The sequence below is a fragment of the Aggregatibacter aphrophilus ATCC 33389 genome, from assembly GCF_900636915.1.
In the GTDB taxonomy this organism is placed as follows: Bacteria; Pseudomonadota; Gammaproteobacteria; order Enterobacterales; family Pasteurellaceae; genus Aggregatibacter; species Aggregatibacter aphrophilus.
On record NZ_LR134327.1, the window covers coordinates 242,979 to 268,501 of the forward strand.

At 44.1% G+C, this 25,523-nt stretch carries 22 protein-coding genes, 4 tRNA genes and 4 rRNA genes; 17 read left to right on the forward strand and 13 right to left on the reverse strand.

Annotation, left to right across the window (positions count from 1 at the left end):
• The first annotated feature begins 10 nt into the window (after positions 1-10).
• The 7 genes from EL144_RS11440 to EL144_RS01275 are packed head-to-tail and all read left to right on the forward strand — an operon-like array spanning position 11 to position 4,779.
• On the forward strand, positions 11-304 hold the full coding sequence (locus EL144_RS11440; RefSeq protein ID WP_269149062.1) for a BtrH N-terminal domain-containing protein: 294 nt from the start codon (positions 11-13) through the stop codon (positions 302-304).
• Positions 189-944, forward strand: coding sequence for a BtrH N-terminal domain-containing protein (locus EL144_RS11670; protein WP_005702963.1), 756 nt, complete (start codon positions 189-191; stop codon positions 942-944). The genes EL144_RS11440 and EL144_RS11670 overlap by 116 nt, the downstream gene beginning before the upstream one ends.
• The gene (locus EL144_RS01255) at positions 941-1,663 is read left to right on the forward strand and encodes an ABC transporter ATP-binding protein (protein WP_005702964.1); all 723 of its coding nucleotides are present in this window, start codon (positions 941-943) and stop codon (positions 1,661-1,663) included. Before EL144_RS11670 ends, EL144_RS01255 begins: the two co-directional genes overlap by 4 nt.
• Positions 1,657-2,898 (forward strand): ABC transporter permease, encoded by a 1,242-nt coding sequence (locus tag EL144_RS01260; protein WP_005702965.1) that lies wholly within the window; start codon positions 1,657-1,659, stop codon positions 2,896-2,898. Before EL144_RS01255 ends, EL144_RS01260 begins: the two co-directional genes overlap by 7 nt.
• Positions 2,898-3,188: a phosphopantetheine-binding protein gene (locus EL144_RS01265; RefSeq protein WP_005702120.1), complete on the forward strand. Its 291-nt coding sequence runs from the start codon at positions 2,898-2,900 to the stop codon at positions 3,186-3,188. Before EL144_RS01260 ends, EL144_RS01265 begins: the two co-directional genes overlap by 1 nt.
• A complete protein-coding gene (locus EL144_RS01270) occupies positions 3,188-4,174 on the forward strand; it encodes a beta-ketoacyl synthase N-terminal-like domain-containing protein (protein ID WP_005702966.1) in 987 nt (328 codons plus the stop codon). The genes EL144_RS01265 and EL144_RS01270 overlap by 1 nt, the downstream gene beginning before the upstream one ends.
• The gene (locus tag EL144_RS01275) at positions 4,171-4,779 is read left to right on the forward strand and encodes a hypothetical protein (protein ID WP_005702118.1); all 609 of its coding nucleotides are present in this window, start codon (positions 4,171-4,173) and stop codon (positions 4,777-4,779) included. The genes EL144_RS01270 and EL144_RS01275 overlap by 4 nt, the downstream gene beginning before the upstream one ends.
• Before the next feature lie 36 nt (positions 4,780-4,815).
• Here EL144_RS01275 and EL144_RS01280 read toward each other — a convergent pair.
• From EL144_RS01280 to EL144_RS01325, 10 genes are all read right to left on the reverse strand, one after another.
• A tRNA-Trp gene (locus EL144_RS01280) sits at positions 4,816-4,891 on the reverse strand.
• A 36-nt stretch (positions 4,892-4,927) separates the two neighbouring features.
• Positions 4,928-5,004: transfer RNA gene (locus EL144_RS01285), tRNA-Asp, on the reverse strand.
• A gap of 7 nt (positions 5,005-5,011) precedes the next feature.
• Positions 5,012-5,127 (reverse strand): 5S ribosomal RNA (gene rrf, locus EL144_RS01290).
• Positions 5,128-5,176: 49 nt separating this feature from the next.
• Positions 5,177-5,292 (reverse strand): 5S ribosomal RNA (rrf, locus tag EL144_RS01295).
• Positions 5,293-5,496: 204 nt separating this feature from the next.
• Positions 5,497-8,393: ribosomal RNA gene (locus EL144_RS01300) — 23S ribosomal RNA — on the reverse strand.
• A 398-nt stretch (positions 8,394-8,791) separates the two neighbouring features.
• A tRNA-Ala gene (locus tag EL144_RS01305) sits at positions 8,792-8,867 on the reverse strand.
• Positions 8,868-8,962: 95 nt separating this feature from the next.
• A tRNA-Ile gene (locus EL144_RS01310) sits at positions 8,963-9,039 on the reverse strand.
• 85 nt (positions 9,040-9,124) lie between these two features.
• Positions 9,125-10,664, reverse strand: a 16S ribosomal RNA gene (locus EL144_RS01315).
• The 16S, 23S and 5S rRNA genes sit together here with 4 tRNA genes alongside, the layout of an rRNA operon.
• 331 nt (positions 10,665-10,995) lie before the next feature.
• Positions 10,996-11,508 carry a menaquinone-dependent protoporphyrinogen IX dehydrogenase gene (gene hemG / locus EL144_RS01320; protein ID WP_005704714.1) on the reverse strand — a complete coding sequence of 171 codons (513 nt, stop codon included), beginning with the start codon at positions 11,506-11,508 and terminating at the stop codon, positions 10,996-10,998.
• Entirely contained in the window at positions 11,508-12,971 is a 1,464-nt protein-coding gene (locus EL144_RS01325; protein WP_005704715.1) for a TrkH family potassium uptake protein, read from the reverse strand. Before EL144_RS01325 ends, hemG begins: the two co-directional genes overlap by 1 nt.
• A gap of 202 nt (positions 12,972-13,173) precedes the next feature.
• Here EL144_RS01325 and tusA point away from each other — a divergent pair, with 202 nt between their 5' ends.
• From tusA to EL144_RS01355, 5 genes are all read left to right on the forward strand, one after another.
• Positions 13,174-13,413 carry a sulfurtransferase TusA gene (gene tusA / locus EL144_RS01335; protein WP_005704716.1) on the forward strand — a complete coding sequence of 80 codons (240 nt, stop codon included), beginning with the start codon at positions 13,174-13,176 and terminating at the stop codon, positions 13,411-13,413.
• Between the two features lie 28 nt (positions 13,414-13,441).
• On the forward strand, positions 13,442-13,690 hold the full coding sequence (ubiK, locus tag EL144_RS01340) for a ubiquinone biosynthesis accessory factor UbiK (RefSeq protein WP_005704717.1): 249 nt from the start codon (positions 13,442-13,444) through the stop codon (positions 13,688-13,690).
• Between the two features lie 85 nt (positions 13,691-13,775).
• A complete protein-coding gene (nadR, locus tag EL144_RS01345) occupies positions 13,776-15,047 on the forward strand; it encodes a multifunctional transcriptional regulator/nicotinamide-nucleotide adenylyltransferase/ribosylnicotinamide kinase NadR (RefSeq protein WP_005704718.1) in 1,272 nt (423 codons plus the stop codon).
• 16 nt (positions 15,048-15,063) lie between these two features.
• Complete coding sequence (locus EL144_RS01350) at positions 15,064-15,747, forward strand: metallophosphoesterase family protein (RefSeq protein ID WP_005704720.1); 684 nt, start codon at positions 15,064-15,066, stop codon at positions 15,745-15,747.
• Positions 15,748-15,850: 103 nt separating this feature from the next.
• Positions 15,851-17,080 carry an aromatic amino acid transporter gene (locus tag EL144_RS01355; protein WP_005704722.1) on the forward strand — a complete coding sequence of 410 codons (1,230 nt, stop codon included), beginning with the start codon at positions 15,851-15,853 and terminating at the stop codon, positions 17,078-17,080.
• A 152-nt stretch (positions 17,081-17,232) separates the two neighbouring features.
• On the opposite strand, the gene EL144_RS01360 is transcribed toward EL144_RS01355, so the two are convergent.
• A complete protein-coding gene (locus EL144_RS01360; protein WP_005704724.1) occupies positions 17,233-17,829 on the reverse strand; it encodes a ComEA family DNA-binding protein in 597 nt (198 codons plus the stop codon).
• Between the two features lie 245 nt (positions 17,830-18,074).
• Between EL144_RS01360 and clpB the strand changes: the two genes are divergently transcribed.
• Entirely contained in the window at positions 18,075-20,645 is a 2,571-nt protein-coding gene (gene clpB / locus EL144_RS01365) for an ATP-dependent chaperone ClpB (RefSeq protein WP_050332921.1), read from the forward strand.
• A gap of 97 nt (positions 20,646-20,742) precedes the next feature.
• Here clpB and EL144_RS01370 read toward each other — a convergent pair whose 3' ends face one another.
• Complete coding sequence (locus tag EL144_RS01370) at positions 20,743-21,240, reverse strand: surface-adhesin E family protein (protein ID WP_005704727.1); 498 nt, start codon at positions 21,238-21,240, stop codon at positions 20,743-20,745.
• A gap of 182 nt (positions 21,241-21,422) precedes the next feature.
• On the opposite strand from EL144_RS01370, the gene purM reads away from it, so the two are divergent.
• Positions 21,423-22,463, forward strand: coding sequence for a phosphoribosylformylglycinamidine cyclo-ligase (gene purM / locus EL144_RS01375; RefSeq protein ID WP_032995365.1), 1,041 nt, complete (start codon positions 21,423-21,425; stop codon positions 22,461-22,463).
• A complete protein-coding gene (purN, locus tag EL144_RS01380; RefSeq protein ID WP_005704730.1) occupies positions 22,463-23,101 on the forward strand; it encodes a phosphoribosylglycinamide formyltransferase in 639 nt (212 codons plus the stop codon). The genes purM and purN overlap by 1 nt, the downstream gene beginning before the upstream one ends.
• Before the next feature lie 40 nt (positions 23,102-23,141).
• On the opposite strand, the gene EL144_RS01385 is transcribed toward purN, so the two are convergent.
• A complete protein-coding gene (locus EL144_RS01385; RefSeq protein WP_005704731.1) occupies positions 23,142-23,957 on the reverse strand; it encodes a Cof-type HAD-IIB family hydrolase in 816 nt (271 codons plus the stop codon).
• Positions 23,958-24,116: 159 nt separating this feature from the next.
• Between EL144_RS01385 and EL144_RS01390 the strand changes: the two genes are divergently transcribed.
• Positions 24,117-24,803: a DNA utilization protein GntX gene (locus tag EL144_RS01390; RefSeq protein WP_050332923.1), complete on the forward strand. Its 687-nt coding sequence runs from the start codon at positions 24,117-24,119 to the stop codon at positions 24,801-24,803.
• Positions 24,804-24,913: 110 nt separating this feature from the next.
• Complete coding sequence (nfuA, locus tag EL144_RS01395) at positions 24,914-25,498, forward strand: Fe-S biogenesis protein NfuA (protein WP_032995366.1); 585 nt, start codon at positions 24,914-24,916, stop codon at positions 25,496-25,498.
• Positions 25,499-25,523: the final 25 nt, after the last annotated feature.

The window sequence follows — 25,523 nt, forward strand, 5'->3', positions numbered from 1 at the left end:
CATGTCTACCATGTTAAAAGCGCAAGGTGTGGATTTTAACGAAGCCATGGTTTTCGGTTTGGCCTCGGCGTTGACCTTTGTTTATATTCCGTTGGTAAAAATTAACGGATTGCCACTGATTTCTTATCGAATGCCGCCGCGATCCATTATCAAAATGGCTATCAAAGCAGTTGAAAGTTCGGTTGAAAATGCAAAAGTTTCGTTCGCCACAGGCTGGACAGCAAGCGTTAAATCAAGCACTTGCCGAAGAAAAATTGGTGGGTTTACAAACCTCTGTTTTCTGGTTGCCTTATTTCCCGCCTGAAATGCGTTTTCATTTTAACGCGCACAATTTAATTGTGTACGGCAAAGAACAAAATGACTATTTGATTAGCGATCCCGTATTTGAAAGCGTACAACGTTGTGCCGCAGAAGATTTGCAACGGGCCCGTTTTGCGAAGGGCGTATTAGCGCCGAAAGGGTTGATGTATTATTTTGAAAATCAACCTGACTTAACACAAATTGACTTACCAAATCTCATCCGTAAAGCCGTTTGCAAAAATGCCAAACAAATGTTGGCTCCGCTCTTTTTCGTCGGTGTAAAAGGCATTCGTACCGTTGCCAAACAAATTGAAAAACTGGCAACTCATTCTTCGGAAAAATACAAACGCTTATATCTAGGTCACATCGTGCGTATGCAAGAAGAAATCGGCACCGGCGGCGCAGGCTTCCGTTATTTATACGCCTATTTCCTTGAACAAGCTGCCAATATCTGCCAAGAGCCTAAATATAAAAAAGCCTCCGAACACATGACGGAAATCGGCGATATGTGGCGCCAATTCGCGGGCTTATGTGTGAAACAATGTAAAAAACCAACAATGGAAGGCTATAAAACGGTGGCGGACTATTTGCGGGAAATTGCGGATAAAGAACAACTCATTTGGCAAACCTTACGTAATTTATGATTCAAATAAACAATCTTAGCCATCACTACTCCAACGCAGAAAAGAACGCATTAAGTGCGGTCAGTTTTCGCATTGAATCGGCTTCTACCGTAGGTCTTCTCGGTCCCAACGGGGCAGGCAAAACCACGCTGATGTCCCTGCTTGCAGGGTTACAATCCGTACAACAAGGAGAGATTTATTTTGATGGCGTACCTTTGGCAAAATTGAACAAGAAACAACGCCATCAGATTTCCTTGGTGCCACAGGATTTTGCTTTTTATCCGTTGCTGACCGTTTGGGAAAATCTGACATTTTTTGCATCATTGTATGATATTCGAGATAAAAGCTATTTGTTGGAATTATTGACCAAAGTAGATTTAATGTCGCATAAAAACAAGCTGGCGAAGCATTTATCCGGTGGGTTAAAACGCCGTTTAAATTTTGCTATTGGCTTAATTAATCACCCCAAAGTGATTTTTCTAGATGAAATCACCGTGGGGATTGACCCTCAATCCCGTCAGTTTATTTTGGATAGCGTAGCGGCGTTGAAACAGCAAGGTGTGACAGTGATTTATACCTCTCATTATTTGCAAGAAATTGAGCAATTATGTGACAAATTAGTGCTGTTAAATGAAGGCAATCTCATTTATCAAGGCTCCGTACAAGGCATTTTAGAAGAAGAACAAAGTTTGGAACGTTTTTATTTAGCGTTTTTAAATAAGGCGGAAAACATATGTTAATTGCATCGATTATCAAAGAAATGCGCCTATTAAGCCGTGATCTGCATGGCGTTGCCGTATTATTTATTATGCCGATTTTGTTTATGTTAATTATGTCGGCGGCCTTGAGTAACGATAATGCGTTAAGCAATCGCTCGGAAATTGTGCTATTAAGTGAAAAAAATCAGCTAAATGATGATTTCCTCACTCAACTCAAGAAAGAAAATCTTGCAGTTAAACAAGCCCCGTTGTCAGAATTAGCTCAATATCAAGCTGATTTACAAGCAGGTAAATTTGACCTATTGGTTTTAAATCCTAATCAAAAACAGACCGCACTTTCAGAAGAACAAGCCTTGCAGCTTTGGTTAAATCCGAGCGTAGATCGCAGTTGGCTACTGGGTGTGAAAGGTGTGTTGCAAAAGCATTATTCGCAACTGCGTTTAAACGATTATTTGGCAGACAATCACATTACGTTAGAAAATAATAAACGTAAACAAATCAAAGAAATTCAAAATAAAGTCAATAAAGATCTAGATAGCAAATTTGCGCAAATTAACGATTATCTTGCTAAAGATTTGTGGCAAGAAATTTATGTGAACCGCCATGGTAAGGAAGTCAGCAAACCTAGCTCGGTACAACATAGTGTGCCTGCATGGCTGATTTTTGGTATGTTCTTTATTATGATTCCGCTTTCCAATGTGATGGCGATGGAACGCCAAACCAACACGCTGACTCGGTTGCGTATGGCGCGAGCTTCTGCATTGAGTTTGATTATTGCCAAGTTAATTCCTTATTTTTTGATTAACCAGTTACAATTCGTCGGCATGGTGGCGCTAGGTTATTTTGTGTTGCCTGCGCTAGATATGCCTGCGTTTACGCTTTCCGGAAATTGGTTGCCTTATTTTGTATTATCCGCTGCGGTAAGCCTTGCCGCACTAGGCTATGGTTTATTAATCAGTGTGCTGGCAAGAACTACCGAACACGCCGTAGTGTTGGGCGGGGGCGGCATTATTATCATGGCGGCCATTGGCGGTATTATGGTGCCGGTGTATGTCATGCCGGAAATCATGCAAACTATTTCACAATTTTCACCCATGGGATGGGCATTAAGCGGTTTCCAAAATTTATTGTTAAACCAATATCACCTCAGCCAAATTCAACAACCGCTCTATTTATTAAGTGGCTTTGGTGCGATAACGTTACTTTTCGCCACATTAACTTATCAACGACAATTAACCAAACAAGCGAGATTCTAATGGCTTATATTTTTACACTGGAAGCACCGACACTCGAACTGGAACTCAAAAAGCTTATCGTTCAAGAAACGGAAAAAGACGAACTTGATCCTGCAGAAATCATCGATGACGAATGGCTATTTGGCGAGCAAAGTCGCATCCAATTGGATTCGCTAGATGCTTTACAAGTTGTTGTTGCACTACAGGCTCATTTTGGCGTGCGATTACAGGGGGATCGTATGGTGCGTAAGCATATGATGAATGTACGTGATCTTGCTGCCTTTATTCGTGAACAACATAGCAAAATCTAATGAATGTTTATCTCAACGCTGTTTCCGCTCGGTTTGCTGAAAAGCTCGGACAACGTACCTCCAACATGTTAGGGCAACCGCTTTGTTTTCCTTATTTCAATGCATTTAAGGAACCGCTGTTATCACTAGAACAGCTCTATCATTATATCGACCTGGAAATTGACCGCACTTTACAACGTGCCGGTTGGGATAAATCCGAGCTCAAAAATATTCCCATCCTGCTCGGGTCCACAGCTTATGTGATTAGTGATTGTGAAATGCGTGTAGCGAATCATCAACCTTTACCAGACGAACATAGCCTTGCTGTAATTTCTGATGGTTTGCGTATACGTTATCAGACCGAGGTTTTCAGTATTGCCACTTCTTGCACCTCTTCCGCACAAGCCATTGGTTATGCCTACAAAATGCTGAAAGCTAACATGTACGAAAAGGTCTTAGTGGTTGGTTTTGAGATGTTCAATCGACTTACTTTTGAACATTTTCAATCAATGAATTTATTATCGCAAGCGGATGAATACCAGCCCTTTGCCAATCCTACAGGCATTGTTTTAGGCGAGGGAGTTGGTTGCATCGCATTATCGACACAACCAAATTTAACATTTTCATGTGAAATATTTGGTATAACGACTATCACAGATAACGAAAATCTCACAAATAGTAGTGAAATCGCGCTGCGTCAATTACTGGCTGACTGCTTAGCCAACACACATCTGAACACAAGAGACGTTCAAGCCATTAAAGTGCATGGCGTAGGAAGCAATAGCGATATGATGGAACAACAAGTTTTAGATGAACTATTCCCACATGCAAAACGTCTTTTGATTAAACCATATATGGGGCACACGCTTGGTGCAAGTGGTGCATTGGAAACAGCATTTTTAATTGAACGATTACAAAACGAAGGGACAAAGTGCGGTCATTTTTTAAATTATTTTTTGGGGTTTGGCGGCAGTAATATTGCATGGATGCTAAAGGTGGGTGAATGACATTTTATATACAAGAAATTAATCGGTTCATCAGCAATAAAATTGATGACAAAAAACTACGTCAGCAACTCAAAGAACACGGAATCGACGCTCGTCGTTTAAGCCGTTTCACTCAGCTTGCTTTACTTGGGGCCTTACCGTTAAAACCCTCTCTTAATGAAAATACGGGTATTTATTTAGGTTCACCATTTAATTCGCCAAGTAAATTCGACAAAATGTTTAATCAACTTATGGACCAAAACTTGCCTAGCCCCTTAGACTTTATGGCGAATATCAATAATGCGGCGACATTTCAACTGGCGCAAACATTGCAACTTAGTGGAAATTCAGTATTCCTAGCAATCAATCAATATAATTTCTGGCAACCATTACAACTCGCATTATTGGATTTAGAAAATTGTGATACACAGCAAGCATTAGTCGGTTGGATATTAGAGTCAGATAACAAACAAGCTGAAGGCGCATATTTTTGGTTAATCACTAAAGCAGGAAAGGGTAAGGTTAGAAAATTAGAGGAATTTTTAAATAAAAATGAGATCCCAAAAGAGATAGATTTTTTACAAATTGCAGAATGGAGTTCAAATAAATTAATAACATCCGACTAATAGGATTGTTGCATAAAAACTAAAGTAAGGATTTAATGGCAGGGGCGGAGAGGCTCGAACTCCCAACACCCGGTTTTGGAGACCGGTGCTCTACCAATTGAACTACGCCCCTATTGGTATGGTATGTAATCTTAGAAGATTAAAAATTTGGCGGAATGGACGGGACTCGAACCCGCGACCCCCTGCGTGACAGGCAGGTATTCTAACCAGCTGAACTACCACTCCTAATGAGGATTAGCAGTGACCTACTCTCACATGGGAACATCCCACACTACCATCGGCGTAACAGCATTTCACTTCTGAGTTCGGTATGGATTCAGGTGGGCCTACTGCACTATGACTGCTAAAAAATTTTTATTACTTTAGTTAACTAACATTTAATTAACTAAAGTAATAAGCTTGGCGGTGACCTACTCTCACATGGGAACATCCCACACTACCATCGGCATTACGGCGTTTCACTTCTGAGTTCGGGATGGAGTCAGGTGGACCCACCGCATTATCGCCGCCAAAATTCGGTCGATGACTTAAAATCCGTCTTCTTTATCTTACTCTCTATCCTTCAAACCAAAACAAGCTGACTCTCAACTTTCTCTCTGTATCATCACCTCTATTCCCGGTGAATCACCTACAGTCTCTCTTTACTCTCTCTTAACTGCTACTCACCCAATTCCGCCCTCATGCCTCAGGTCTCCCCAAAAAACACTTGAGCGTTGTATGGCTAAGCCTCTCGGGCAATTAGTACATGTTAGCTCAATGGCTCGCACCACTTACACACCATGCCTATCTACGTCTTAGTCTTAAACAACCCTTACAGATTTATAATCTGGGAGAACTCATCTCTTGGCAAGTTTCGTGCTTAGATGCTTTCAGCACTTATCTCTTCCGCACTTAGCTACCCGGCAATGCGTCTGGCGACACAACCGGAACACCAGCGGTGCGTCCACTCCGGTCCTCTCGTACTAGGAGCAGCCCCAACCAATTCTCCAACGCCCACGGCAGATAGGGACCGAACTGTCTCACGACGTTCTAAACCCAGCTCGCGTACCACTTTAAATGGCGAACAGCCATACCCTTGGGACCTACTTCAGCCCCAGGATGTGATGAGCCGACATCGAGGTGCCAAACACCGCCGTCGATATGAACTCTTGGGCGGTATCAGCCTGTTATCCCCGGAGTACCTTTTATCCGTTGAGCGATGGCCCTTCCATGCAGAACCACCGGATCACTATGACCTACTTTCGTACCTGCTCGACTTGTCCGTCTCGCAGTTAAGCTTGCTTATACCATTGCACTAACCTGACGATGTCCGACCGTCATTAGCAAACCTTCGTGCTCCTCCGTTACTCTTTGGGAGGAGACCGCCCCAGTCAAACTACCCACCAGACACTGTCCGAGACCACGTTTCGTCATCTTCGTTAGAACATCAAACGTTAAAGGGTGGTATTTCAAGGTCGACTCCAACAATACTGGCGTATCATCTTCATAGTCTCCCACCTATCCTACACATCAAAATTCAATGTTCAGTGTCAAGCTATAGTAAAGGTTCACGGGGTCTTTCCGTCTAGCCGCGGGTACACCGCATCTTCACGGCGATTTCAATTTCACTGAGTCTCGGGTGGAGACAGCCTGGCCATCATTATGCCATTCGTGCAGGTCGGAACTTACCCGACAAGGAATTTCGCTACCTTAGGACCGTTATAGTTACGGCCGCCGTTTACTGGGGCTTCGATCAGGTGCTTCTCTTGCGATTACACCATCAATTAACCTTCCAGCACCGGGCAGGCATCACACCCTATACGTCCACTTTCGTGTTTGCAGAGTGCTGTGTTTTTAATAAACAGTTGCAGCCAGCGGGTCACTTCGACCGGTTCAACCTTCAGGGGTAAACCCTTACAATCTACGCCGGCGCACCTTCTCCCGAAGTTACGGTGCTATTTTGCCTAGTTCCTTCACCCGAGTTCTCTCAAGCGCCTAAGTATTCTCTACCTGACCACCTGTGTCGGTTTTCAGTACGGTTTAGATAAACCTGAAGCTTAGTGGCTTTTCCTGGAAGTGTGGTATCGGTTACTTCAGCTCCGTAGAGCCTCGTCATCATCTCTCAGTGTTAAGGAAGTCCGGATTTGCCTAAACTCCCCACCTACCAACTTAAACGTGCATATCCAACAGCACGCTAACCTAACCTGCTCCGTCCCCACATCGCAGTTTATCCAAGTACGGGAATATTAACCCGTTTCCCATCGACTACGCTTTTCAGCCTCGCCTTAGGGGCCGACTCACCCTGCCCCGATTAACGTTGGACAGGAACCCTTGGTCTTCCGGCGAACGGGTTTTTCACCCGTTTTATCGTTACTTATGTCAGCATTCGCACTTGTGATACGTCCAGCAGCCCTCTCGAGCCACCTTCTTCCGCTTACACAACGCTCCCCTACCCAACAGTATTGCTACTGATGCCGCAGCTTCGGTGCTATATTTGAGCCCCGTTACATCTTCCGCGCAGGCCGACTCGACTAGTGAGCTATTACGCTTTCTTTAAATGATGGCTGCTTCTAAGCCAACATCCTAGCTGTCTAAGCCTTCCCACTTCGTTTCCCACTTAATATAGACTTTGGGACCTTAGCTGGCGGTCTGGGTTGTTTCCCTCTCCACGACGAACGTTAGCACCCGCCGTGTGTCTCCTGAGTATCACTCTTCGGTATTCGCAGTTTGCATCGGGTTGGTAATCCGGGATGGACCCCTAGCCGAAACAGTGCTCTACCCCCGAAGGTGTCCACTCAAGGCTCTACCTAAATAGATTTCGGGGAGAACCAGCTATCTCCCGGTTTGATTGGCCTTTCACCCCCAGCCACAAGTCATCCGCTAATTTTTCAACATTAGTCGGTTCGGTCCTCCAGTTAGTGTTACCCAACCTTCAACCTGCCCATGGCTAGATCACCGGGTTTCGGGTCTATACCTTGCAACTACTCGCCCAGTTAAGACTCGGTTTCCCTTCGGCTCCCCTATTCGGTTAACCTCGCTACAAAATATAAGTCGCTGACCCATTATACAAAAGGTACGCAGTCACCCTTTCAGGCTCCCACTGCTTGTACGTACAAGGTTTCAGGTTCTATTTCACTCCCCTCACCGGGGTTCTTTTCGCCTTTCCTTCACAGTACTGGTTCACTATCGGTCAATCAGGAGTATTTAGCCTTGGAGGATGGTCCCCCCATCTTCAAACAGGATATCACGTGTCCCGCCTTACTTGTCGTTAGCTTAGTACCATAACCTGGACTTCGAGTACGGGGCTATCACCCTGTGTCGCCAAGCTTCCCAGCTTGTTCCTCTGCCTCTGTCATTATCACTAACAGGCTCCTTCGCGTTCGCTCGCCGCTACTAACGAAATCTCGGTTGATTTCTTTTCCTCGGGGTACTTAGATGTTTCAGTTCTCCCGGTTCGCCTCATTATCCTATGGATTCAGATAATGATAGTGGGTTCTTCACCCACTGGGTTTCCCCATTCGGACATCTTGGATTAAACGCCTCTTATCGACTCATCCAAGCTTTTCGCAGATTAGCACGTCCTTCTTCGCCTCTGATTGCCAAGGCATCCACCTTGTACGCTTTGTCACTTAACCATACAACCTCAAGTATTCTTATGATTAACTCAACCTTATGATTAACTCAACCTCATGAACTTAACATTAAATTGAAAATCCACTTAAAATCACAACATTGAATCGAAAAACACTTAACGCCGCTAAGCAGTAACAGTTAATTTATTAAGAGTAATCACCTTTTATCAATCACTCTCACTCAGACTTTCTTGAAAGTCTCGTTTTCAGCTTGTTTCCGGTTTGTTAAAGAACAGGTTTTTATAAAGAAGTTTGTTTCTTTATCATCATAGTTAAATTTATTGACTTGATATCTTTACGCCTACCTATTTGGACCACAAATAACGTATCTACTTTAAGTAAAGAAGATAAGTATGGTATTTTTAATAATACGTATGCAATAAACTTAACTATGACGATATTGGTGGAGATAAGCGGGTTCGAACCGCTGACCTCCTGCGTGCAAGGCAGGCGCTCTCCCAGCTGAGCTATATCCCCAATCATATCCTTTGGCTTTCACTCACACATAGTGCTTTTGATATATTGAAAGTTAATTCACAATGAAATTAACCAACCAAACTCACCAGTCTAAGTGGTGGGTCTGAGTGGACTTGAACCACCGACCTCACCCTTATCAGGGGTGCGCTCTAACCACCTGAGCTACAGACCCAACAGGATTTCTTGTCTTCTATAGTGTTCTGGCTCTGTCTACAATCATCAGCCAAACTGTGTGGACACTTAAGTTCGTCTTTCGGTAAGGAGGTGATCCAACCGCAGGTTCCCCTACGGTTACCTTGTTACGACTTCACCCCAGTCATGAATCATACCGTGGTAAACGCCCCCCTTGCGGTTAAGCTATCTACTTCTGGTACAACCCACTCCCATGGTGTGACGGGCGGTGTGTACAAGGCCCGGGAACGTATTCACCGCGACATTCTGATTCGCGATTACTAGCGATTCCGACTTCATGGAGTCGAGTTGCAGACTCCAATCCGGACTTAGACGTACTTTCTGAGATTCACTCCACCTCGCGGCTTCGTCGCCCTCTGTATACGCCATTGTAGCACGTGTGTAGCCCTACTCGTAAGGGCCATGATGACTTGACGTCATCCCCACCTTCCTCCGGTTTATCACCGGCAGTCTCCTTTGAGTTCCCGACCAAATCGCTGGCAACAAAGGATAAGGGTTGCGCTCGTTGCGGGACTTAACCCAACATTTCACAACACGAGCTGACGACAGCCATGCAGCACCTGTCTCATGGTTCCCGAAGGCACTCTCATATCTCTACAAGATTCCATGGATGTCAAGAGTAGGTAAGGTTCTTCGCGTTGCATCGAATTAAACCACATGCTCCACCGCTTGTGCGGGCCCCCGTCAATTCATTTGAGTTTTAACCTTGCGGCCGTACTCCCCAGGCGGTCGATTTATCACGTTAGCTACGGGCACCAAGCTCAAAGCACAATCCCCAAATCGACAGCGTTTACAGCGTGGACTACCAGGGTATCTAATCCTGTTTGCTCCCCACGCTTTCGCACATGAGCGTCAGTACATTCCCAAGGGGCTGCCTTCGCCTTCGGTATTCCTCCACATCTCTACGCATTTCACCGCTACACGTGGAATTCTACCCCTCCCTAAAGTACTCTAGACCCCCAGTCTGAAATGCAATTCCCAGGTTAAGCCCGGGGATTTCACACCTCACTTAAAAGTCCGCCTGCGTGCCCTTTACGCCCAGTTATTCCGATTAACGCTCGCACCCTCCGTATTACCGCGGCTGCTGGCACGGAGTTAGCCGGTGCTTCTTCTGTGATTAACGTCAATTTGTTGCGCTATTAACACAACAACCTTCCTCGTCACCGAAAGAACTTTACAACCCGAAGGCCTTCTTCATTCACGCGGCATGGCTGCGTCAGGGTTGCCCCCATTGCGCAATATTCCCCACTGCTGCCTCCCGTAGGAGTCCGGGCCGTGTCTCAGTCCCGGTGTGGCTGGTCATCCTCTCAGACCAGCTAGAGATCGTCGGCTTGGTAGGCCATTACCCCACCAACTACCTAATCCCACTTGGGTTCATCCTATGGCATGTGGCCCGAAGGTCCCACACTTTCATCTCCCGATTCTACGCGGTATTAGCGACAGTTTCCCGTCGTTATCCCCCTCCATAAGCCAGATCCCCAAGCATTACTCACCCGTCCGCCACTCGTCAGCATAAGTACAAGTACTTACCTGTTACCGTTCGACTTGCATGTGTTAAGCCTGCCGCCAGCGTTCAATCTGAGCCATGATCAAACTCTTCAATTCAAAAAGTTTAATCGCTCAATACTGCTGACTTAATTAATCTATCTATAAATAAACGAATCTTCGTAGCACTATTCAGTTCAATTTTAAAATTCTTTTAAAAACGAATCTTCAAGTGCCCACACAGTTTGTCTGATTGATTGTTAAAGAACGTTTGCATTAAGCAAGGTTGTGAATTATAGAAGTAAACTGCATTTACAGTCAAGAAAATTTTATTGATTTTCTTTCACTTACTCCCCCTTGCGATGCGGAGGCGTATTATAGGGATTAGATCCAAAGGATCAAGTGAATTTTTCAAAAAAATGTCTGATAGCTTAGAAAAAATACAATTTGCTTATTTCAAGATCAAAAACGTTTCTGAAAACGACCGCACTTTTTGCCAGTCGGTATACTCGATCTCTTTTTTCGGATCCGTTTCCCCACCCATTATTCGCATAATAAATTGGATCATTACACGATCCAAAAACGTATAGCGCGGGTAAAACAACGCACCGGCAAAAACCGCAGAAATCGTTGGTTGCCAAGTGATTCGTTGTAAAAATTTACGCACATAGACGTTAGTTTCCGGTGTGGATTTTTCCGGTTTGCGAGCAGTTAAATTGACACCAAAAAAAGCGGTAATCTTTTGATTTAAAAGTGCGGTGTGTTTTTCCAACATTTTATAAAGTTGTTTATTGAAATGCCCGTAACGAATTGATGCACCAATAATAATACGATCATAATCTTGAAGATTAACCACATCGCTAATTGATTTAACATCAACATTTTCTTTGATAATTTCCGCAATATAGGCAGCAATTTTCTTAGTTTGCCCATCATGACTTGAATATAAAATAAGCGTTTTCATTATGATTTCCAAAAAGCCGGCGTAAATAGCACTAATAATGAAAAAATTTCTAACCGTCCGCATACCATGGCAAGCGTGAGAATCCATTTGGCTTCATCAGGAATGCTCACGAAGTTGCTACTCACACTACCCAATGCGGGACCTACATTATTTAAACATGCAATAACTGCGTTAAATGCATCGAAGGTCTCAACCCCACAGCTAATCACACCTAATAAACAAATAACAAAGACTAGTAAATAGGCAGAGAAAAACGCCCAAATACTCTGAATCACCCGTTCGTCTAGTACCCGTTTGCCTAACTTTATAGGATAAACCAAATTAGGGTGAATCAAGCGATTCAATTCCCGCTTTCCTTGTAAATAAAGGACAAGTATGCGTATAACTTTTAATCCCCCGCCGGTAGAACCTGCACAACCACCAATAAAAGAAGCAAATACTAGCAGAATTGGTAAAAATACCGGCCACTGGTCAAAACTTGATGTGGTGTAGCCTGCCGTACTGGAAATAGAAACCGATTGGAAGGCAGCATGCTCTAAACTTTGCAAAGTATCATTAAAATGATGATTGGTAAGCAATATGACGAAGCACACCACCACTAAGATCGACTGAATAAAAATAAAGAAACGAAATTCCGGGTCACGAAAATAACTTGACAGAATATTACGCTTACCAAGTTGAGAAAACGCATTAAAATGTAAGGCGTAGTTACAAGCGGAGATAAGTAAAAATACAATCGTAATTAGGTTAACGGCTGAGCTATTGAAATAGGCCATGCTATTATCGTGAGTAGAAAATCCGCCGATAGAAACCGTAGAGAAACTGTGACTAATCGCATCAAACGGCGACATTCCTGCGAACCAATAGGCTAGAGCACATAGTGTAGTTAATGACGCATAAATAAACCACAATGTTTTCGCGGTCTCGGTAATCCGTGGACGCATTTTATTTTCTTTTACCGGCCCGGAAATTTCTGCGCGATACAGCGACATCCCGCCAATCCCCAACAATGGAATAATCGCCACCGCGAGTACAATGATCCCCATGCCGCCTAGCCACTGCAATAACTGGCGATAGAATAAAATCGCTTTAGGCAACTGATCCAATCCTATGATTGTAGTAGCACCGGTCGTCGTTAAACCGGAAAAAGACTCAAAAAATGCGGAAGAAATGGTTAAATCAGGGGCCTCAAATAAAAGGAATGGGATCGCCCCTAGACTGCCCATCACAACCCAGAAAGCAACAACGATCAAGAACCCCTCGCGCGAACGTAACTCTTCTTTGTGGTGATGACATGCCCACCATAAAATCGCACCGGCGATGGCACTCATGACAAAGGACTGGATAAAGGCCTTACCGCCGCCATCACCGTAAAGCAACGCCACAAATGCCGGCAATAACATGGTGCATGAAAAGCACATCACTAAAATTCCGACAATACGTAAAATAGATAAAATATGCACTAAATAATCTCTCTATTCATTCTTTGTTAATGTTATCCTCATTGGAGAGAACGACAAAACAATATTCAAAAACGCTGTTTTTTTATGACCGCACTTTTTATGGTTTGAAAATCATATTGTGTAGCCATTTTCCGAATTTTGCTGATTTTGTATCACACTTTATTGTATTATAAACCGTAACTTTTCGTAACAAATAACAAAAATGGATAATATAAAAATCACACAAACACTTGATACCATTGGCCTACGCTGCCCTGAGCCGGTAATGTTGATTCGTAAGCACATTCGACATCTGCAAGACGGTGATGTGCTTTTGATGTTAGCCGACGACCCTGCAACAACCCGTGATATTCCAAGTTTCTGTCAGTTTATGGATCATACCTTGCTACATAGCGAAACCACACAACCGCCCTTTCGTTATTGGGTGAAAAAAGGGAAATAGGATTAATTGAAATCAAAGTGAGGCATTTATGCTAAATCCGAAAAAAATAGAGCATATCATACAACAAATTCAAGATAATTTACCTAAAGGGATTAAAGACTTAGGCCAAGATGCCGAAGCGAAAGTAAAACAAGTTTTACAGGCGCAATTGTCAAAATTGGATATTGTGATCCGAGAAGAATTTGACGTGCAAACCCAAGTGTTAATGCGTACACGCGAGAAATTGACGGCACTGGAAAAGCGCGTTGAGGAACTGCTTGGCGAAAAAGCACAATAAAAAGATTCCGTCTCGGCAAAGAAGAAAAACGCCGTATTTTTCGACCGCACTTTAGTTTCAATCCCACCTAAAATGAGGAATAAGTATGTCAACTTTCCAATACTTACAAGAAAAACGTAAGAAGCTTAATCTTAAAGTGAATGATATTTGCCAACAGGCCAATATTACCCGTGCTTATTTCAATCAGTTGGTGAGCGGAAAAATTAAGAATCCCAGCGCCACAAAATTAACCGCGCTACATCGTGTGCTACAAATTCACGAACCGAATAACAAAAAAATTGGTGTTATTTTCGGCAAATTTTACCCTGTCCACACAGGTCACATTAATATGATTTATGAAGCCTTCAGTAAAGTGGATGAAGTGCACGTTATTGTGTGTAGCGACACGGAGCGGGATTTGAAACTGTTTTATGATAGCAAAATGAAACGGATGCCAACGGTGCAAGATCGTTTACGCTGGATGCAACAAATTTTCAAATATCAAAAAGATCATATTTTTATTCATCATTTGGTAGAAGATGGCATCACCAGCTACCCTAACGGTTGGCCGGAATGGGCAAGTCGGGTAAAAGAGTTATTCAAAGAAAAAGGCTTTACGCCAAGCGTAGTCTTCAGCAGTGAAGTGCAAGATAAAGCGCCTTACGAAAAATATTTAAATCTGGAAGTCTCTTTAGTGGATCCTAAACGGGAATTCTTTAATGTCTCCGCGACAAAAATTCGTAATCACCCTTTCCATTATTGGAAATTTATCCCGAAAGAAGTGCGCCCGTTCTTCGCCAAAACCATTGCAATTTTAGGTGGCGAAAGCAGCGGGAAAAGCGTTCTGGTCAACAAATTAGCCACCGTATTTAATACCACATCCGCATGGGAATATGGCCGTGAATTCGTGTTTGAACAACTGGGTGGCAACGAGCAGGCAATGCAATATTCCGATTATCCGCAAATGGCATTAGGGCATCAACGTTACATTGACTATGCTGTGCGTCACGCTCACAAAGTCGCCATTATCGATACGGATTTCATCACCACGCAAGCCTTCTGTATTCAATATGAAGGCAAAGCCCATCCGTTTTTGGATTCCATGATTAAAGAATATCCTTTCGATGTCACCATTTTGCTCAACAACAATACGCAATGGGTAGATGACGGTTTGCGTAGCTTGGGTAGCCAAAAACAACGCCAACGTTTCCAACAACTATTGAAAAAATTGCTCGATAAATACAATGTGCCTTACATTGAAATTGAATCACCGAGTTATTTGGAGCGTTATAACCAAGTAAAAGCGATCGTTGAAAAAATTCTAAACGAAGAAGATTTACCGGAATTAAACAGCGACCATCCGCATTCTATTTTCTAAATAAAATAGAGGAACTATGATTTTATTTGCGGGCGATCCCCACGGCAGTTTTGACCACCTTTACCCATTTTTGCAAGCCCACAAGGATATTGCCTTGGTGATACTTGGTGATTTGCAACTCACAACGCCCGAACCGTTGGAAAAGCTCGCTCAGCTCGCTGATTTGTGGTTCATTCACGGCAATCACGACAGCAAAACGACGGCGGCGTTTGAATCCTTATGGGGGACAGAATGGAAGCATCGCAACTTGCATGGACGGGTGCAGAACATTCAAGGTAAACGGATTGCCGGTTTAGGCGGTGTCTTTCGCGGACAAATTTGGATGCCACCGAATAAACCGATGTTTTTTGATCCCATCCATTATTGCCAATATTGTTCTCAGGAAAGAATTTGGCGGGGTGGCGCGCCGTTGCGGCATCGCACCTCGATTTTCCCATCAGATATTGAAGCGTTGGAAACTCAACAAGCGGATATTTTAATTTGTCACGAAGCGCCAAAACCACATCCAACCGGCTTTGAGGTGATTAATCAACTGGCGGAAAAAATGGGCGTACAACAAATTTACCATGGCCACCACCATGAGAATTTTGATTACGCAGGATCCAAACATCATTATCAAATTATCAACGTCGGTTTTCGCAGTCTATGCGACGAAGCCGGTCGTTATCTTTATGTCGGCGTGGATGACAGAGCATTATAAACGCTCAAAAACACCTAAAAATTCAACCGCACTTTCGTATAAAATCCTTAATCTCAGGTGATTTTATGCGATAATGCGCCTTCACTTTTTTTGGAATTAGCTTATGTTATTAAAAAATAAAACACTAGGTAGCGCCTTAATCATTGCAGGAACCGCCATTGGTGCCGGGATGTTGGCGATGCCGCTTACTTCGGCCGGGATCGGTTTTGGTTTCACCGCCGCATTATTAATCGGACTTTGGTTACTTCTTGCCTACAGCGGACTGCTTTTTGTTGAAGTGTACCAAACCGCCAAACGCAAAGATGACGGCGTAGCCACCTTAACAGAAAAATACTTCGGCATTCCGGGGCGCATCATCTCAACGGTGTCTTTATTTATCTTACTTTATGCCTTATCTGCGGCCTACATGACCGGCGGTGGTGAAGTCTTAGCCAGTGCCTTACCGGAAAACTTCTTCGGCGAAGGCGATGCCAATTTAAAAGCCTCTATTTTGATTTTTACCATTCTTTTAGGCGCCTTTGTGGTCATCGGCACCAAAGGCGTGGACGGTATTACCCGCTTACTGTTTTCAGGCAAAATTTTGGTGTTCATTTTAGTGCTCGCCATGATGTTGCCGAAAATTGCACCGGCAAATCTCATGGAAATGCCTTTAGATTATGCGTTAATTTTGTCTGCCGGTCCGGTGTTTTTCACCTCTTACGGTTTCCACGTGGTCATGGGCAGCATTAATAATTATTTGGATGGCGATGTTAAACGCTTCAGAATGGCGATTATTATCGGTACCGCCATTCCGCTTTGCGCTTACCTATTATGGCAATTAGCCACTCACGGCATCTTCAGTCAAAATGAATTTATTGCCATTTTAAAAGAAAACCCAAGCATCACCGGCTTAATTAACGCCACCAAAACGTTAACCAGCAGTGATATGTTAAGTAGCATTCTTCCAGTGTTTTATTCGCTTGCCTTAATCACCTCCTTTTTAGGCGTGGCACTCGGTTTATTTGAAGGCTTAAATGACTTATTCAAACGGACAAAAATCCCGGCGAATCGTCTTAGCCTCACCGCTACCACCTTCATTCCGCCGCTAATCTTCGCGTTGTTCTACCCGAACGGATTTATCGCCGCCCTAGGCTACGCCGGTTTATTGTGTGCCTTCTACTGTCTCATTTTACCTATCGGCTTGGCATGGCGAACCAGACAACAATACAAAGATCTGCCCTATCGCGTAGCCGGCGGCAATCTCATGCTGGTGCTTGCCTTGATCGTCGGCCTCTTAATTATCGCCATTCTTTTCCTGATGGAATCCGGTGTTCTACCAAAAGTGGTGGGTTAAATTTAACGAAAATTCCCACCGCACTTTTTGTTCTTACAGAGCATATAAAAACAAAGGGCTGTTCACACAGCCCTTTGTTTTTCTTGGTAATCTTAATTAAATCGAACATGCGGTTTAATTTTTTCTAAGGTGGAGTCGCCTACACCCGGTACCTAGGATAACTCTTCCAAGTTTTTGATTTTGCCGTTTTTCTCACGATATTCAATAATCGCTTTGGCTTTTACCTCACCAATGCCGGACAGGCTTTGCAACGTTGCCGCATCGGCACTGTTAATATCTACTTTTTTGCTACGGGTTGCAGTCGATTTGGCACCCTCTTTTACGGTCGATTTTTCTTCAACTTGCGCCGGCTGTTCATTTTTAAATTGGCGTTTTACCGCTTTCTTACCTTCAGAAAATTTCTCTTTCGTCACATCTTTGGCTTCGGTAAATTTTTCCTTGGTCGCATCTTTGGCTTCAGCGAATTTTTCTTTAGTGGTGTCTTTGGCTTCTGTAAAGGTCTCTTTCGTTGCCTCTTTTGCCGATTTCATTTTATTGGCAACTTTGTCTTTAACTTCCACTGCCCCATCTTTCACTTTAATGGCGCCCTCTTTCACTTGGCCACCAACATCTTTAGCTTCGGTCTTCACCGTTTGCCACGCAGCTTTGGCATTATTTTTCACATCCGATAACACACTTTCTTCCGCCAATACGGTTGTGGATACTGTCATGGCGACGGCTAAAGCAAGCAGAGATTTTAATGGTTTCATTTTTTCTTCCTTTGATAAATTAAAAAAACAAGTTTAAAAACGACCGCACTTTAACGGCAAATCTTGTGATTAGAAAAAATTACGCGGCAAAAGTTCACCAAAAGCAAAACCTATCAAAAATAAAATATTAATAGAGAAAATTAAAAAATTATTTTTTCTTCCCTTGAAATTACTCAAAACGATCTTATTTAAATTTGGCGAACAAATGTTCAACAGAACATCTATGGAACGAAGAAGGAAATACTATGAATATTGAAAAATTTACGACCAAATTCCAACAAGCCATTGCTGAAGCGCAATCTTTGGCGATTGGCAAAGATAATCAATTTATTGAACCGGTACATTTATTGAGCGCGTTGTTAAATCAACAAGACGGCTCCGTGGCGCCGATTTTAACCGCAAGCGGCGTGAACGTTGCCGTGTTGCGCAATGAACTCAACAACGAACTTGCCAAACTTCCGCAAGTGTCCGGCAATGGCGGTGATGTACAACTTTCCCGTCAGTTGCTTAACATCTTGAATTTATGCGATAAATTGGCACAACAACGGCAGGATAAATTTATTTCCTCCGAACTCTTTTTACTTGCCGCCTTAGAAGAAAAAGGCACCGTCAGTGAGATACTGAAAAAGTGCGGTGCGAAAAAAGAACAAATTTTACAAGCCATCGATCATATTCGTGGGGGACAAAACGTGAATGATCAAAACGCGGAAGAAAGCCGCCAAGCCTTAGAAAAATATACTATCGACTTAACCGCCCGTGCGGAAAGTGGCAAATTGGATCCGGTGATTGGGCGTGATGAAGAAATTCGCCGCACCATTCAAGTATTGCAACGCCGCACCAAAAACAACCCGGTGCTTATCGGTGAACCGGGCGTGGGTAAAACTGCCATTGTGGAAGGGTTGGCACAGCGTATTGTGAACGGCGAAGTGCCGGAAGGCTTGAAAAATAAACGCGTGCTTTCACTTGATATGGGTGCATTAATCGCCGGGGCAAAATATCGCGGCGAATTTGAAGAACGCCTGAAAGCCGTATTGAAAGAATTAGCGCAGGAAGAAGGCCGTGTCATTTTATTTATTGATGAAATTCACACCATGGTGGGTGCGGGTAAAACCGACGGCGCCATGGATGCGGGCAACTTGTTAAAACCAAGTTTGGCGCGTGGCGAATTGCATTGTGTGGGCGCCACCACGTTAGACGAATACCGCCAATACATTGAAAAAGACGCGGCACTTGAACGTCGTTTCCAAAAAGTGTTCGTGGGAGAACCAAGCGTGGAAGATACCATTGCTATTTTGCGTGGCTTAAAAGAACGTTATGAAATCCATCACCACGTGCAAATTACCGACCCGGCTATCGTGGCAGCGGCAACATTGTCTCATCGTTACATTTCCGATCGCCAGTTACCGGATAAAGCCATCGATTTAATCGACGAAGCGGCTTCTAGCATTCGGATGGAAATCGACTCCAAACCACAGCCGTTAGATCGCTTGGATCGCCGTATTATCCAACTCAAATTGGAACAACAGGCGTTACAAAAAGAAGATGACGATGCCAGCCGCAAACGCTTGGAGATGTTAGAAAAAGAATTAGCGGAAAAAGAACGGGAATACGCTGAATTAGAAGAAGTGTGGAAATCTGAAAAAGCTGCCCTTTCAGGTACTCAACACATTAAAGCTGAATTGGAAAATGCCCGTACCCAAATGGAACAAGCCCGTCGTGCCGGTGATTTGAGCAAAATGTCCGAATTGCAATACGGTAAAATTCCGGAATTGGAAAAACAATTAGCGGCAGCAGAAGGTGCGGAAGGCAAAGAAATGAGCCTATTACGCTATCGTGTTACCGACGAGGAAATTGCTGAAGTGCTTTCCCGTGCCACCGGCATTCCGGTCTCCAAAATGATGGAAGGCGAAAAAGAAAAACTCTTGCGCATGGAAGAAGAATTACACAAACGGGTTATCGGGCAAAACGAAGCCGTGGATGCTGTGGCGAATGCCATTCGTCGTAGCCGTGCCGGTCTTTCCGATCCTAATCGCCCGATTGGTTCCTTCTTGTTCCTTGGGCCAACCGGTGTGGGTAAAACAGAATTGTGCAAAACCTTGGCGAAATTCTTGTTTGATAGCGAAGATGCTATGGTGCGTATCGACATGTCCGAATTCATGGAAAAACACAGTGTATCCCGCTTGGTCGGTGCACCTCCGGGCTACGTGGGCTATGAAGAAGGCGGTTATTTAACCGAGGCTGTGCGTCGTCGCCCGTATTCCGTGATTTTGCTCGACGAAGTGGAAAAAGCGCACCACGATGTATTCAACATCTTGTTGCAAGTGTTGGATGACGGCCGTTTAACCGACGGACAAGGCAGAACTGTGGATTTCCGCAATACGGTGGTAATCATGACGTCTAACTTGGGTTCCGATTTGATTCAAGGCAACCAAGAAGAAAGTTACGACGACATGAAAGCGTTAGTGATGTCTGTGGTGAGCCAACATTTCCGTCCGGAATTTATTAACCGAATTGACGAAACCGTGGTGTTCCATCCGTTGAATAAAGACAACATTCGCGCCATTGCGGAAATTCAGTTAAAACGCTTAATCAACCGCATGGAAAGCCGAGGCTATGTGTTGCACTTTACTGACGCCACCCTCAATTTCATCAGCGAAATCGGCTATGACCCGATTTACGGCGCGCGTCCGTTAAAACGTGCGATTCAACAAGAAATTGAGAACCCGTTAGCGCAACAAATCCTTTCCGGCAGTTTGCTACCGGAAAAACCGATTACCGTGGATTATGTTGACGGCAAGATTGTGGCAAAACAATAAAACATAAAAACGAAAGCCATTTAGTGAATGCTAAATGGCTTTTTTGTTATCTCGATGATAGAAAGTGCGGTCAAAATCTACCGCACTTTTTCTTTTCCTACTTCCGATGATGCACGTTGGCGCATATCACTTGACCAAGGATATACAACGAAGATTGCGGTTGTAGCGTAATGGTGTGCTGAGCTTGGCGTTTGGAGGTGGTGCGAATGCCATCGCCCCAGAAATCGGCATAAAAATCGCTCCGCGCGTGAGTAAACGCAAAATTCTCGCAATTTAAGGTTTTATATTGACGGATAGATTTCGCGTAAAGTTTCGGGTGTTCTTTAAACACATACAGCCCTTTATCTAAATTAATCACCACATCAAAATGCACAAGGCGTTTATCTTTGTCATCAACCCAAATGGAATCCACGTCAACATAATAAAAAATGCCGGGCATAAGTTGTAAGAAACCTGCTTTGGTTTTCTTCGGCGGCGTGATGGAGACTTCTTCCGGCGCTTTTGCATGAGTTTGCGCAGTCGCAGGTTTAATTGAAGAGGAGGAGGTGCAGGCAGCCAGTAAAAGTGCGGTTAAAATAGCGATCGTTTTTTTCATAGCAGACTCCTTTTTATTCCGAACTGTTCCTATGTGTTTCATTTTGTCACAATTTCCATCTAATAGCTAATTGAAAGCACGCCTTTGGAGAAAAATCCTCTTAGCACCTCGCAAACGATTGCGTAAGCGTGTACAATGGCGCCCTAATTCATTTTATTTTCATAAATCAACGGGAAACCATCGTGAGTACACCATCCTTAAGTTACAAAGACGCCGGTGTGGATATCAATGCCGGTAACGAGTTAGTCGAACGTATCAAACCTGAAGTCAAACGGACTACCCGCCCTGAAGTCATCGGCGGCTTAGGCGGATTTGGTGCCTTATGTGCAATTCCGGCTAAATATAAAGAGCCGATTTTGGTGTCCGGCACCGATGGCGTCGGCACAAAATTACGTTTAGCGATTGATTTAAATCGTCACGACAGCATTGGTGTTGATCTTGTCGCCATGTGCGTAAACGACTTGGTGGTGCAAGGTGCCGAACCATTGTTCTTCCTGGATTATTACGCCACCGGTAAATTAGACGTGAATGTCGCCGCCAGCGTGATTAAAGGCATTGCCAACGGCTGTGAACAATCAGGCTGTGCCTTGGTTGGCGGTGAAACGGCTGAAATGCCGGGTATGTATCACCAAGGCGATTACGACTTGGCCGGTTTCTGTGTAGGCGTGGTGGAAAAATCTGAAATCATTGACGGCAGCCAAGTCAAAGTCGGCGATGCGTTAATCGCCCTAGGGTCCAGCGGGCCGCATTCCAACGGTTATTCGTTAATTCGTAAAGTCATTGATGTTGCCGGCGTAAATCCTGCCGAGGCACAACTAGACGGTCGTTCTTTAGCGGATCACTTGTTGGCGCCAACGAAGATTTATGTGAAATCGATTTTACAACTGATCAAACACGTTGACGTTCACGCTATCGCCCACTTAACCGGCGGCGGTTTCTGGGAAAATATCCCGCGCGTATTGCCAAACAGCGTAAAAGCAGTCATTGATGAAAACAGTTGGCAATGGCCGGCAGCCTTCGATTGGTTGCAGCAGCATGGCAACATCACCGACCACGAAATGTACCGCACGTTTAACTGCGGCGTAGGCATGATTGTGGCATTACCGAAAGCAGATGTGGAAACCGCCCTTGGTCTGTTACAACAAGCGGGTGAGAAAGCCTGGGTCATTGGTGAAATCCAACATCTTACCCAAGACGATAAAGAACAAGTTGTTATTCGTTAATGAAGAAGATCGTTGTTCTTATTTCCGGCCATGGCATGAATTTACAAGCTCTTATTGATGCCTGTAAATCAAGTTATATCAACGCCGAAATCGTAGGCGTATTCAGCAATAAATCCGATGCCTTTGGGCTACAGCGGGCGAAAAGTGCGGGTATTTTTCACCGCACTTTTTTGCGTAGCGACTACGCCAACAACCTCGACATGGATCGCCATATTGGTGATGAAATAGACAATCTCGGCGCAGATTTAATCGTGCTTGCCGGCTACATGAAAATTCTTAGCTCAGAATTTACCCACCGCTTTGCGGGAAAAATTCTCAATATTCACCCTTCCTTATTGCCGAAATACTCAGGGTTGCATACTTATCAACGCGCTATGGAAGCAGGCGAGACGGAACACGGCATGACCATTCATTTTGTGAATGAAAAAATAGATGGCGGCGCCATTGTATTACAAGCCAAAGTACCCATTTTCCCCGAAGATAACATCACGGACATTGAAGATCGGGTGAAAGAGCAGGAAATTCGGTTTTACCCGTTGGTCATTAAGTGGTTTGTTGAAGGAAGGCTGAGGTTAATTGACAATCACGCCTATTTAGACGGAAACCGTTTACCGCCGCAAGGCTATGCCATTGATTAGTACCATAAAAAATAACGCGCTTTTCGGCGCGTTATTAATATTATTCGTGAATTAATCCGGCTTTGAGTAAAAACCGATAAATGCCATCTTGTTCAAGCGGTTCCACCACATGATCGGCAATCGCTTTGAGTTTTTCATGACCGTTGCCCATGGCGACCCCTACGCCAACAGTGCTTAACATTTCCAAATCGTTTAATTGATCACCGAACGCCATCACATTGTCCATTTGCAACCCCAAATGTTTCACCACGGCTTGAATACCACGGGCTTTTGAGCCTTCCGCATCAAATAAATCCACGGAGTCTTCATGCCAACGCACCACGCGCAAACCATCCAATATGCCTGAATTTTGCACAAATTCATCACGATCTGCGCGATAAAAGGGCAACACTTGCCCAATATCGTTTCCTTCAAAAAAGGCTTTATCGACGATGTAATCTTTCAATATCGGATCCATGGCGAACTGCACCACGGAATTCCGCTCCGAAACCGCTACCGTATGATCCGACACAAATGCAAAAGGCATATTATGTTGCTCAAAAAAATGCACCAAATGGCGAATTTTTTCTGTTGGAATAACATGTTTCTCAATCACTTGCCCACGATAACTTGCCATTTGCCCGTTCATGGTCACAAACAAATCAATGCCTTCCTGCTCAATCACCTGATTCAATTTATGCGGAAAAGCACAGCGGGTGCGCCCTGTGGCAATAGCAGGAATAATGCCGTTCTCTTTTAACTTGCGCATAAACACAGGCACCGTCGCCGGCAGGAAATCACGTTGTTTCATAAACAACGTGTTATCAATATCAAAAAAGACCACTTTGATTTGGTCGCGATAATTCGGGATTGTCATACTTTTTCTCTTCTCTTTAAATTCAACATCCGGCAGAAATGTTGCCTAATTTTAGCATTTTTGCGAGGCGGATCCTAAAATCGGGCTAAAAAAACAACGAAAAAAAGTACCGCACTTTATGATGAGCCTGTTTTCTCTTCATAAAGTGCTGTTGTTTTCGTGAACGTTTTTCAATCCAATTGCGTGCATTGCCACGCGCCCCTTAAACTTGCCAAACATGGCTTATGTAGCCGTTGCAACCGAAGCATTCGGCGCTTTCCTTATTGCGGTTGTTGTGGTGCGGAACTGATGGAAAACGCCTTACACTGCGGCAACTGTTTACAGCAGGAACCGACATGGGATCGCATGGTGATTATCGGGCGTTACAACGAACCGCTTTCCACGCTGATTCATCGCTTTAAATTTCAAAAACAATTTTGGCTTGACCGCACGCTGGCTCGTTTATTGTATTTAGCCGTTCGCAATGCCCGCCGCACCCACGGGTTAATGATTCCCGACGCGATTATTCCGGTGCCATTACATCATTTTCGTCAATGGCAACGGGGTTATAATCAGGCGGATTTATTGGCACGCCAACTGGCAAAATGGTTGCGCATTCCCTATGCCAACGATGTGTTGCGCCGCACTAAACGTACGCCGACCCAACGTGGTTTAAGCGCAAAAGATCGGCGTCAAAACCTGAAAAATGCCTTTCAACTAACTCCAAAAGGGAAACAGCGGCGCTATCGTCGTATAGCGTTGGTGGATGATGTCATTACTACCGGTTCCACCCTTAACGAAATCGCCAAGCAATTACGCAAAATGCACGTGGAACACATTCAAGTATGGGGCTTGGCACGAACCTAAAAATGCAGGCAAGAAAAACCGAATTTATTGCAGCAAAAGGTAGAAAAAAAAACGCACAAGGCGTATCATGCCCGACAAAATCAATCAAGTTTGTGGGGAGCTTTTTTTTCATGCAACAAATATCTATTTCAGAGGCTGCACAAGCCCATTTTCGTCGTCTCCTTGAGCAACAAGAAGAAGGAACCAATATTCGTATTTTCGTCGTCAACCCGGGCACCCCAAGTGCCGAATGTGGCGTATCTTACTGCCCGCCGAATTCTGTAGAAGCCAGCGATACGGAAATCAAATTTACCGGATTTTCCGCCTTTGTGGATGAAATCAGTTTGCCGTTCTTGGAAGAGGCAGAAATCGACTATGTCACGGAAGAATTAGGTGCACAACTCACCTTAAAAGCGCCAAACGCTAAAATGCGCAAAGTGGCTGATGACGCGCCGTTAATCGAACGTGTGGAATATGTCATTCAAACTCAAATCAACCCGCAATTGGCAAGCCACGGCGGTAAAATCACGTTATTGGAAATCACCGATGACGGCTATGCGATTCTACAATTCGGTGGTGGTTGCAACGGTTGCTCCATGGTGGATGTCACCTTGAAAGATGGTGTGGAAAAACAATTAATCAGCCTCTTCCCGGATGAATTAAAAGGCGCAAGAGATGTGACGGAACACCAACGCGGCGAACATTCTTATTATTAAGCCCAAATAAAAAACCACCGAAAGG

Excerpts from the sequence above, each read along its gene's own strand:
- EL144_RS11440 (WP_269149062.1), top strand. The coding sequence starts at position 11 with ATGTTAAAAGCGCAAGGTGTGGATTTTAACGAAGCCATGGTTTTCGGT.
- EL144_RS11670 (WP_005702963.1), top strand. The coding sequence starts at position 189 with ATGCAAAAGTTTCGTTCGCCACAGGCTGGACAGCAAGCGTTAAATCAA.
- EL144_RS01255 (WP_005702964.1), top strand. The coding sequence starts at position 941 with ATGATTCAAATAAACAATCTTAGCCATCACTACTCCAACGCAGAAAAG.
- EL144_RS01260 (WP_005702965.1), top strand. The coding sequence starts at position 1,657 with ATGTTAATTGCATCGATTATCAAAGAAATGCGCCTATTAAGCCGTGAT.
- EL144_RS01265 (WP_005702120.1), top strand. The coding sequence starts at position 2,898 with ATGGCTTATATTTTTACACTGGAAGCACCGACACTCGAACTGGAACTC.
- EL144_RS01270 (WP_005702966.1), top strand. The coding sequence starts at position 3,188 with ATGAATGTTTATCTCAACGCTGTTTCCGCTCGGTTTGCTGAAAAGCTC.
- EL144_RS01275 (WP_005702118.1), top strand. The coding sequence starts at position 4,171 with ATGACATTTTATATACAAGAAATTAATCGGTTCATCAGCAATAAAATT.
- hemG (WP_005704714.1), bottom strand. The coding sequence starts at position 11,508 with ATGAAAACGCTTATTTTATATTCAAGTCATGATGGGCAAACTAAGAAA.
- tusA (WP_005704716.1), top strand. The coding sequence starts at position 13,174 with ATGGATAATATAAAAATCACACAAACACTTGATACCATTGGCCTACGC.
- ubiK (WP_005704717.1), top strand. The coding sequence starts at position 13,442 with ATGCTAAATCCGAAAAAAATAGAGCATATCATACAACAAATTCAAGAT.
- nadR (WP_005704718.1), top strand. The coding sequence starts at position 13,776 with ATGTCAACTTTCCAATACTTACAAGAAAAACGTAAGAAGCTTAATCTT.
- EL144_RS01350 (WP_005704720.1), top strand. The coding sequence starts at position 15,064 with ATGATTTTATTTGCGGGCGATCCCCACGGCAGTTTTGACCACCTTTAC.
- EL144_RS01355 (WP_005704722.1), top strand. The coding sequence starts at position 15,851 with ATGTTATTAAAAAATAAAACACTAGGTAGCGCCTTAATCATTGCAGGA.
- EL144_RS01360 (WP_005704724.1), bottom strand. The coding sequence starts at position 17,829 with ATGAAACCATTAAAATCTCTGCTTGCTTTAGCCGTCGCCATGACAGTA.
- clpB (WP_050332921.1), top strand. The coding sequence starts at position 18,075 with ATGAATATTGAAAAATTTACGACCAAATTCCAACAAGCCATTGCTGAA.
- EL144_RS01370 (WP_005704727.1), bottom strand. The coding sequence starts at position 21,240 with ATGAAAAAAACGATCGCTATTTTAACCGCACTTTTACTGGCTGCCTGC.
- purN (WP_005704730.1), top strand. The coding sequence starts at position 22,463 with ATGAAGAAGATCGTTGTTCTTATTTCCGGCCATGGCATGAATTTACAA.
- EL144_RS01385 (WP_005704731.1), bottom strand. The coding sequence starts at position 23,957 with ATGACAATCCCGAATTATCGCGACCAAATCAAAGTGGTCTTTTTTGAT.
- nfuA (WP_032995366.1), top strand. The coding sequence starts at position 24,914 with ATGCAACAAATATCTATTTCAGAGGCTGCACAAGCCCATTTTCGTCGT.